Source organism: Thermus islandicus DSM 21543, assembly GCF_000421625.1.
Taxonomy (GTDB): Bacteria; Deinococcota; Deinococci; order Deinococcales; family Thermaceae; genus Thermus; species Thermus islandicus.
In genome coordinates this window covers 1-8,011 of sequence record NZ_ATXJ01000030.1, presented here as the reverse complement: position 1 = coordinate 8,011, position 8,011 = coordinate 1, and the positions used below count along the sequence as shown (strand labels likewise).

Below are 8,011 nucleotides of genomic sequence, written 5' to 3'. Positions count from 1 at the left end.
TTGAGGTTGCCCTCCCTGCTCTTGTCCCCCCGGCTGTAGAGGAGCCCTTGCCTCTTCTCCTTCCACCTCCGCTTGAGGGCTTCCAGGGGCTTGCCCGAGAGGTGCTTCCGCTTGAGCTGCTCAAAGAGCCCTCTTCCGCCGAAGACCACCTTGCGGGGGTCGCTTCCGAGCTCCTCCGCCGAGGCGATCAGGGCCTTGGCCTTCTCTATGGCCCCGTCGGCGTAGCGGGTGTTGAGGCGGAAGAGGGGGCAGAGGGGCCCGTCGGCTTGTTTGAGCTTCTTCCGGTCCTTGCCCTCAAGGAGGCGGTTGTAGGCGAACCTCACCGCGCTGGAGAAGCGGCGCATCAGGTCCAGGACCGCCTTTTCGTCCCTGGGGTCGGGGAAGACCAGGCGGGCGTGGACGCCGAGGTAGAGCTTTGGGGCTTTGGCCTCGGGCATTCCTGGGTTCATTTTACCCCCTTTTGCCTCTTTTGCCGCCCTCCGTGGAGTTTTATGCTCTTGGACAAACTGGGGACGGGAAAGAGGAAGTGGGCGGATTTGTGGGCTATTTTTTAACTGTTTTCACCTCCCACAGCACCTCCTTCCACCCCCTCCCCTCGTAGCTGCGCAGAAGGCGCCGCTCCAGGTCGCCGAACTGCTCCTCGCCGTAGTCCGGGCTGGGGGCCAGGAGGGGCCTTAGCACGTTCCGCGCCCCCTCGTGCCCGGCTTGGACCAGGGCCTCCAGGACGGGGCGGGCCCGGTGGAAAAGGGCGTACTCGTAAAGCTCCCTGAGGGCCTTCCCCCGGAGGCGGCCTAAGCGAAGCTCAGCTAAGAGGGCCCGGACCCGTTCCCGGTCGTACACGGTCCAGGGCACAGGGCGCTGCTTGAGGAAGGCCTCCCGCACCGCCCGGGCCTGCTCCAGGTTGCCGTGGGCCTCGAGGCGGGCCGCCTCCCTGGCCCACTCCTCCCGGCTGGAGGCCCGAGCGGCCACCTCCAGCTCCTTCCCGGGCTCCAGGCCCAAAAGGCGCAAAAAGGGGTGCTGGGGGTCTTCCTCCAGCCAGACCACCTCCTCCACCGCCCGGGTCACGGCCACGTAGAGGGCGTTGGTGTAGAACTTATAGACCTCCAGGGACTTGTCCTCCTTGTCGCGGGCCCTGCGGTAGACCAGGGGGCCCTCGAGGTCCTCCGGGCCCACCCCCCGGGCCACCTCCCGGTAGACCTCGGGGGCGCTGTCTACGGGGCGGAAGAGGACCACGGTGGGGTACTCCAGGCCCTTCACCTCCTGGGTGGAGAAGAGGAGGGGCGTGCCCAGGACCTGGCGGGCGCGCTCCTTGTCCTCGTCCCGGAGGACCACCACCGCCACCTGGGCGCTCTGCCGGGTCCGCCGGTCCAGCTCCTTCAGGAGCTCGGGCGCCGCCCGGTGGAGGACCACCCGTCCCTCCCTCTCCCCTTGGGGCTCCACCAGGTAGGTGCTCTCCCGATCCACGGAACCGAAGCGGGCCTGCTTGAGCTTGAGGAGGCGGTTGGCGAGCTCGGAGACCTTCCGGGCGTTGCGGTAGTTGGCCTTAAGGACGGTGATGCGCTCCACGGCCTGGGCGTCCTCCCGAAAGAAGTAGCTTTTCAGGGTGGCCCAGCTGAAGAAGTTGGGGTGGACGATCTGGTGGCTGTCCCCGGAGAGGAGAAAGGCCCCCTTGACCTTGAGGCTGCGGAGGAGAAGGTCCACCTGGGCCAGGGTGAGGTCCTGAACCTCGTCCACCGCCACGAAGTCGTAGACGGGCTCCACCCGCTCCCGGTAGCGGTGGGCGAGGAGGCTAGGGTCGTAGAGCCCCTCCTCCTGGAGGAAGTCCAGGTAGTTCCGGAAGAGCGCGTACACCTGGGGCCTTAGGTCCTTGGGGTAGAGGCTCTGCCGCACCCCCAGGGCCAGGTAGGCCTCCAGGGAGAGGGGCCCCACGGGGTTCGCCAAAAGTACCCCCCGGAACTCCTCAAAGAGGGCGTGGGCGTGGGTGAAGGCATAAGCCCGGGCCCGGGGGGCGAAGAAGCGGAGGAAGTCGCGGAAGCCCACCTCCCTTCCCTTGGGCACCTCGAGGGTTTCCAGGAACTCGCGGAAGGAGAGGAAGTCGGCCTCCTGATAGGGGTTCTCGTAGCCGTGGGCAAAGTAGAGGCGGCGAGCCTCCCGGGCCAGGAAGGGGCTTAGGGTGGTGTAGAGGACGTGCCCTGCTTGCTGGCGAAGCTTTTCCAGCACCAAGGCGGTTTTCCCGGAGCCCGCCGGGCCCAGGAGGAGGGGAAGCGGGGCCCGGAGGACGGCCTCCTGGGCCTGGTCAAAGGTGAGGGGCTTGTCCAGGAGGTGGAAGCGGGGCGCCTTGAGGTCCAGGTGGCGCACGGGCTCGGCTTGGGCAAGGACGGGCTCCGGGACCAGGACTTCCTCCTCCCGCACCTCTGCCCCTCGGAGGAAGCGGGAGCGGTGGTAGGCGTGGTTGGGGATGACCTCGAGGACAAGCCAAGCCCCCTCCTCCCCCACCCGCACCGGTTTGAGGAGGAGGCGGTCGCGGTCGCTGAGCTTGGCGCGGAAGTAGGGGGTGGGCGTGAGCTTCTTCAGCTCGGCCTGGGCCAGGTGCCCCGAGCGCAGGGCCCCCAGCACCCGCTCCAGGCGCTCCTGGAGGTGGGGGGGACCTCGAGGTCCTGGTAGAGTAGGACCTGCATGGGTTTACCCTAACCCGCCTCCGGGCTGGCCGCAAGGGAGAGGGCCCGGGGCGTCCGGGCGCCCCCGAACGCGCCCTCCTTTCCTTCTCAACCCTCGAGGCTAGAACCACCGCCCCGATCGCGGTGCGCTCAGGGGGAACCCTACATAACGACGCGACAGGGGTGACCCGGATTGCTGGCGTAGACTGCATTACTGGCGTAGACTGCCCCAGAGTATACTGAGAGGCGCATGATCCTGACTGAGCGGATCCCCCTGGTGGCGGACGAGGCCGGAGGCCTCCGGGTAGAGGGCACCCGGGTCTACCTAGAAGACCTCCTGGACGCCTACGAGGGGGGCCTCTCCCCTGAGGAGATGGTCCTGGCCTACCCCAGCCTGAACCTCGCGGACGTGTACGCCATCCTGGCCTGGGCCCTGCGCCACCCGGAGGAGGTGGCCGCCTACCGGGAGAGGGTAAAGAGGGAGACCCGGGAGGCGGAGGAGCGGGCCAGGGCCCACCTTCCTAAGCCCCTTCTAGCCCGGCTGGGTAGGGCGTGAAGCTTCTCCTTGACGAGAACGTGGAGAAGGCCCTCCTCCTCGGCCTGAGGCGGCGCCACCCTGGGCTAGACGTGGTGCGGGTGGTGGATGTGGGCCTTGGAGGGAGGTCGGACCCCGAAATCCTGGAGTGGGCTGCCAGGGAAGGGCGGGTGGTGGTGTCCAGGGACCGGGCCACCCTGAGCGCCGAGGCCGCGCGGCGCATAGAGGGGGAAAGCCTATGCCGGGACTCATCCTCTTGCGCCGGGGGGTTGGCGTAGGCCGGATCCTAGAGGATCTGGAGCTTCTCCTGGCTACGGCGCGGCCCGGGGAGCTGGAGAACGCCATCCTGTACCTGCCTCTCTGAGTTTGGGGACAACTCTAGGAATGCAATTGCGGGACCTCATGGGGCCACCCTCGGAAGTGGCGGCTCTCGGAGCCTCTCCGCCCTGCCCAAGGTCTACGGGCTCTCGGCGAGCGCAGAGGCCTTGGTCTCGAGGTCCCAGGGCTCCGTCTCCTGGACGGGAATCTATACCCTGCAGTCCGTTTCGCCCGCCCAGGCCACGGTGCGCTCCTACAGCAGCGCCACCGTGACCGCGACCTACACCGGCCCCCTGCCCGGCACCCTTTGCTACGACGGGAGTTGCCGGCAGGCGGCCCCGGGCTACTACGCCGCTCCGGGGGACGAGGTGCTGGCCACCTGGACCAAAACGCGCACAGAAGACTGTCCATCGGACCTGAAAGGGACCGTCACCGTCACCGAGTACTGGCGCAAGCTGAAGACCTGGAGCCCGAGCGCGGGGGGGCTGTCCTCGAGGGGGACCCTCACCTTCACTAGCACCACGCGGGACGAGATGTACGATGTGCAGAGGGAACGTGACTGCACGCCGAGGGACCCCTCGAGTACCAATGACACTAAGCCCAACGACACTAAGGAGCCCAACGACACTAAGAAGACCACTGACTCCACCGACTCTAGCTCCAACTAAAACCAAGACAGCGGGGGCGGGGGTAGCGTAGCAGTAATCGACCCGACTGGTACCACCGACACCACCCACTTTTTCTCCTACCGTCCCCCGCTTATAGACCCCGCCCGTTCCCAGTGGTGGCCTGTGCTCGAGCCCGACCGCGCCTTCAGGGGGGGTGGGCCCCGACTGTAGACTGGGACCGGAGGTGAACCAAGGATGCGCAAAGGCTTGGCAGGTTTCCTCCTCGTCCTCCTCGCCCTTTCGGCTACAGCGCAACCCCAGGACCCCTTCTGGACCTGGGTTGCGGCGGCCAAGAGCGATGGACCGGACCGAAACTCCGCCTTGGCCGCGATCGTCCAAAGCTACCAAGCGGGCAACCCCACGGAGGGCGTGGTCATCGGCTACCTCTACCTGGACGGGGTGGTCTATCCCAGGGACTTGAACAAAGCCTGGGACTTCTTTTCCTGGGCCCAAGGCCGGGGGAGCACCTGGGGGGCCACCTGGATGGCGCTCATGCTGGGGAACCGGTACCGCCGGATAGGAAGCGATGCCGAGGACTATCAACGCGCCGGCGAGCTCCTTCGCGGGGCCATGGAAAAGGGCAACCTCACGGCCCAAGCCGTTTACGGCGTGGCTCTAATCCTGGGCACAGGGGTCCCCCGGGATCCGGCGAAGGGGCTTCGGCTGATCCAAGATGCCGCAGAAAAGGGGGACCCGATGGGTAAGTACCAGCTAGGCAGAATCTACAACACTCCTGGAGGCCTCCCCGGGCTCTTAGAGCCGGACCCGGCCAAAGCCCGCGCCCTCTTTGAAGAGGCTGTTAAGGCGGGGATCTTCGGTGCCTTTGGGCGGCTGGCCTACCTGCTCTACTTCGGCCTTGGCGGGGACCCGGACCCCAAGAGGGCGGTTTCCTTGGCCAAGCCCTACGTGGGGTTTGAAACCTACGCCACCCTAGTCTACCTCCTCGCCTTGTACCACGGGAATGGTATCGCCCAGGACAAGGCCGAGGCCTGCCGGTTGGCCGCTGGCCCTGAGGGCAAGGTGGCCCCCGGCTACAACGCCTACGTCCAGGCCCTCTGCCTGAAGGAGGCCGGGCGCAAGGTAGAGGCCTACGCCTACCTGCTGAAAGCCTCGGGCCTAAGGGTTCCAGAGGCCGAGCGGCTCTTGAAGGAATGGGAAAAGGAACTCACCCAAGAGGAGCTGGAGCAGGCCAAGGCTCTCTTCAAGTCTCTCCCTTGACCCTAGCCCCCTTGCGCGCCCTCCGCGCCCTCCAGGGGGTGCTGGTCCTGGACCCGCGGGCGGTTTCTCTCTTCCGGGTCCTCCTCGCCTTCGCCGCGCTCCTCGACCTCGGGCAAAGCCACCTTCCCTGGTTTGCCCTTTGGTACGGGGACCAAGGGCTTCTCTCCCACGAGGAAGCCTTCCGCTACTTCCGGCCTACCTTCCCCCTCTTCTACGGCCCGGCTTAGCTCGCCTACTTCCTCCTCGCCCTCCTCCTCCTCGCCCTTTTGGCCTTTGCCCTCGGGGTGAAACCCCGCCAGGTCGCGGTTACCGCAGGCTTCCTCCTCCTCGCCCTCTACGATCGCAACCCCCTTCTTCTGAACACCGGACACGTCCTCGTCCCCGCCCTTCTCCTCCTTTCGGCCTTCCTCCCCCTCCAGGGAAGCTTCGGGTGGGAGGCGGCCTTGACCAAAGGCCTCCCCCAACCCGGGGTGGCCTGGGGCCTCCTCCCCTTCCTCGTGATGGGCTTCTTCGCCTATTTCCTGAACGCGGTGATCAAGGACTTTCACGGCTACTTCGTGGAGGGTTCCGCGGCCTTCTACGCCCTCAGGAGCTACGGAACGGACCTGGGCTACGCCTTGAGCTTCCTCCTCCCCAAGGAGGTGCTGGTCTTCCTCTCCCGCTACGTCTACGTCGTGGAGGCCTCCGCCCCCTTTCTCCTCCTCCTGCCCCTTTGGGAGCTCCGGCTCCTGGGGACCCTCCTCTTAATGAGCCTTCGCCTGGGATTCTTCCTCCTGGACATCGGCAACTTCCCTTGGGTCATGCTCGCCTTCCTCGCGCTCTTCCTCCCCTCTCCCTTTCTGGACGGGGCGGGAAGGGCGTGGCGGAGGCTTTGGAGGCTTGGGCGGGTGCGGATCCACTACGACGGGGGGTGCGGCTTCTGCGCGAGGGTTTCCCAGGCCCTCGGTGTGCCCATGAAGCGATGGGTCCTGTTCCTACTCCTGTTGCCCCCCCTTGTCCTGGGGGGCTTTGTGGCCTCGGTCTGGCTCCGGCTCTACGACACCCAAGCCAAGCCCCCGTACCGCGTGGGGCAGGCCCTGGCCCCCATGCCGAGGAGTCTGGCCGCCTTCCTCTGCCGGGGGCTTGGCCCGAACGAACCCCTCTGCCTGCGGGGCTACTTCAGGGAGCGGCTTAAGGGTCCTCTAGAGGGCGACCCTCTCGCTCCCTGCCAGGGCCTAAAGGGGAGGCCGCTTTGGGCCTGCGCGGAGGTGCAGGGGCTTAGGCTCTACGGATCGCCCCCGCGTCCACCTGGAAGGTGAGGGTGGCGCTTGGGTTCCCTGGGGTCAGGGTGTAGCTCCCCGTGGGGTGGGCCACCCTGGGGTAGCGGCTCGCGTCCCAGCCCGGGCAGTTGGAGGTCCCCTTGGCGCAGGGGTCGGCGAGGCGGACGGTGAGGGTGACGGAGGCCACCTGGGGGTCGTTGAAGGTCGCCTGCACCGGCACCTGGACCTGGCCCCCGGGGGCTACGGTCTGGAGGGGGGAGGAGAGGCCCAGGGCCCCCGTGAAGGGGGGAGGCGTGAGGCCGGGCAGGTTCAGCTTGCCGCAAGCCGCGAGGACCAGACCGAGCGCAAGAAGGACGATTTGCCGTGCCATCTCGCCTACAGTCTACCTGCGGGGTGGGGGGTGAGCCTCGAGGCCCCTCCAGGCCCAGACCTCTCCCCCCTCGAGGGCGGCAGGCCGGGGGGCTTGCCCCTCGAGGCGGGGTGTCTTACCCCAAACAAGGGAAAGCAAAGGGCGCTTGGGGTAAGACGGTGCTACGCCACCGCCCCGCTGCCCCCCTCGAGGCCCGGGTAGGATGCGGGGGATGGGCCGCTCCACCTTCTTCACCTTGACGCCCCTCGCCTCGGTCCCCTTAGGCTTCGTCGTTCTCCTCTGGCCCCTTTACCCTAGGGTCTCCCCTCCCCGCTTCCTGCCCGAGGTCCTTTTGGCCCCCCCTTACGCCGAGGGAAGGCTCAAGGCCCCCCTTCTCGTGGTGGAGTTCTTAAGCCGTTCCGTAACCCACAGAAATTTCAGGCGCAGGGGACCGCCTGCTTCAGCTGGCAGGGGAATCCGCCCTTTTTCGTCACATTTGGTCAAGGCGCAGAGTGAGCTAATGACGGCTGAAGCCATCAGCAGCTCACCGTGCGCAAGGCCTCGAGGCTCGCCGTGCCCGACGCTCGCCGCCAGGTACGGATAAGGCCCGTGGGGGCACCGGGTGCAGTTGTCCTTGCCACACCGCGCCTTCCGCCAGTACACGGGGAGAGGGCCGAAAGGTATTCCCGCTCCCTTTGCAGGCGGGCCTCGAGGGCGGCGAGCTCCCCCTCGAGGAGGGCCAGGGCTTTGGCGAGCGCTTCCGGGAGCATCTTAGCTACATGCCTCCTAGATTATGCCTCTTTTGTACCTAAGAGAGACGCGGGCTAGACGCTCACGCCCGGGCCTCGAGGGCGTAGAGGACCACGCCCTTTCGTCCCCCCACCACCTCGTACCACACGCTCCACCCTTCCAGCCGCATCTCCCGGGCCAGCCGCACCATCCTGCCGTCCCAGGGCACCATCGGCCAGGGCTGATGAGAGACGCCCCGAAAAACGGGGGTGCCCAGG

Annotated in this window: 10 protein-coding genes; 6 read left to right on the top strand and 4 right to left on the bottom strand. The window is 67.0% G+C overall.

Going from position 1 to position 8,011, the window contains the following annotated elements; translation table 11 throughout:
- Positions 1–449, bottom strand: a 449-nt coding sequence (locus H531_RS13180; RefSeq protein WP_500691339.1) for an SSO2105 N-terminal domain-containing protein, incomplete at its 3' end; no start/stop codon positions are given.
- 94 nt (positions 450–543) lie between these two features.
- Positions 544–2,616 (bottom strand): DEAD/DEAH box helicase, encoded by a 2,073-nt coding sequence (locus tag H531_RS15170; RefSeq protein ID WP_051130706.1) that lies wholly within the window; start codon positions 2,614–2,616, stop codon positions 544–546.
- A gap of 291 nt (positions 2,617–2,907) precedes the next feature.
- Here H531_RS15170 and H531_RS0111655 point away from each other — a divergent pair, with 291 nt between their 5' ends.
- The 6 genes from H531_RS0111655 (at position 2,908) to H531_RS0111630 (ending at position 6,694) form a co-directional block, all read left to right on the top strand.
- On the top strand, positions 2,908–3,213 hold the full coding sequence (locus H531_RS0111655; protein ID WP_022799502.1) for a DUF433 domain-containing protein: 306 nt from the start codon (positions 2,908–2,910) through the stop codon (positions 3,211–3,213).
- Positions 3,210–3,470 carry a DUF5615 family PIN-like protein gene (locus H531_RS13535; RefSeq protein WP_022799501.1) on the top strand — a complete coding sequence of 87 codons (261 nt, stop codon included), beginning with the start codon at positions 3,210–3,212 and terminating at the stop codon, positions 3,468–3,470. Before H531_RS0111655 ends, H531_RS13535 begins: the two co-directional genes overlap by 4 nt.
- Before the next feature lie 207 nt (positions 3,471–3,677).
- Complete coding sequence (locus H531_RS0111645) at positions 3,678–4,178, top strand: hypothetical protein (RefSeq protein ID WP_022799499.1); 501 nt, start codon at positions 3,678–3,680, stop codon at positions 4,176–4,178.
- A gap of 207 nt (positions 4,179–4,385) precedes the next feature.
- Complete coding sequence (locus tag H531_RS0111640) at positions 4,386–5,396, top strand: tetratricopeptide repeat protein (protein WP_211210538.1); 1,011 nt, start codon at positions 4,386–4,388, stop codon at positions 5,394–5,396.
- Positions 5,397–5,407: 11 nt separating this feature from the next.
- Positions 5,408–5,623, top strand: a complete 216-nt coding sequence (locus H531_RS0111635; protein WP_156860511.1) for a hypothetical protein — start codon at positions 5,408–5,410, stop codon at positions 5,621–5,623.
- A 57-nt stretch (positions 5,624–5,680) separates the two neighbouring features.
- Entirely contained in the window at positions 5,681–6,694 is a 1,014-nt protein-coding gene (locus H531_RS0111630; protein ID WP_028490835.1) for a hypothetical protein, read from the top strand.
- Here H531_RS0111630 and H531_RS0111625 read toward each other — a convergent pair.
- Together H531_RS0111625 and H531_RS15355 are read right to left on the bottom strand one after the other, a co-directional pair.
- Positions 6,654–7,025 (bottom strand): hypothetical protein, encoded by a 372-nt coding sequence (locus H531_RS0111625; RefSeq protein ID WP_022799495.1) that lies wholly within the window; start codon positions 7,023–7,025, stop codon positions 6,654–6,656. The genes H531_RS0111630 and H531_RS0111625 overlap by 41 nt on opposite strands.
- Positions 7,026–7,367: 342 nt before the next feature.
- Positions 7,368–7,667 carry a hypothetical protein gene (locus H531_RS15355; RefSeq protein ID WP_500691338.1) on the bottom strand — a complete coding sequence of 100 codons (300 nt, stop codon included), beginning with the start codon at positions 7,665–7,667 and terminating at the stop codon, positions 7,368–7,370.
- Positions 7,668–8,011 lie beyond the last annotated feature (344 nt).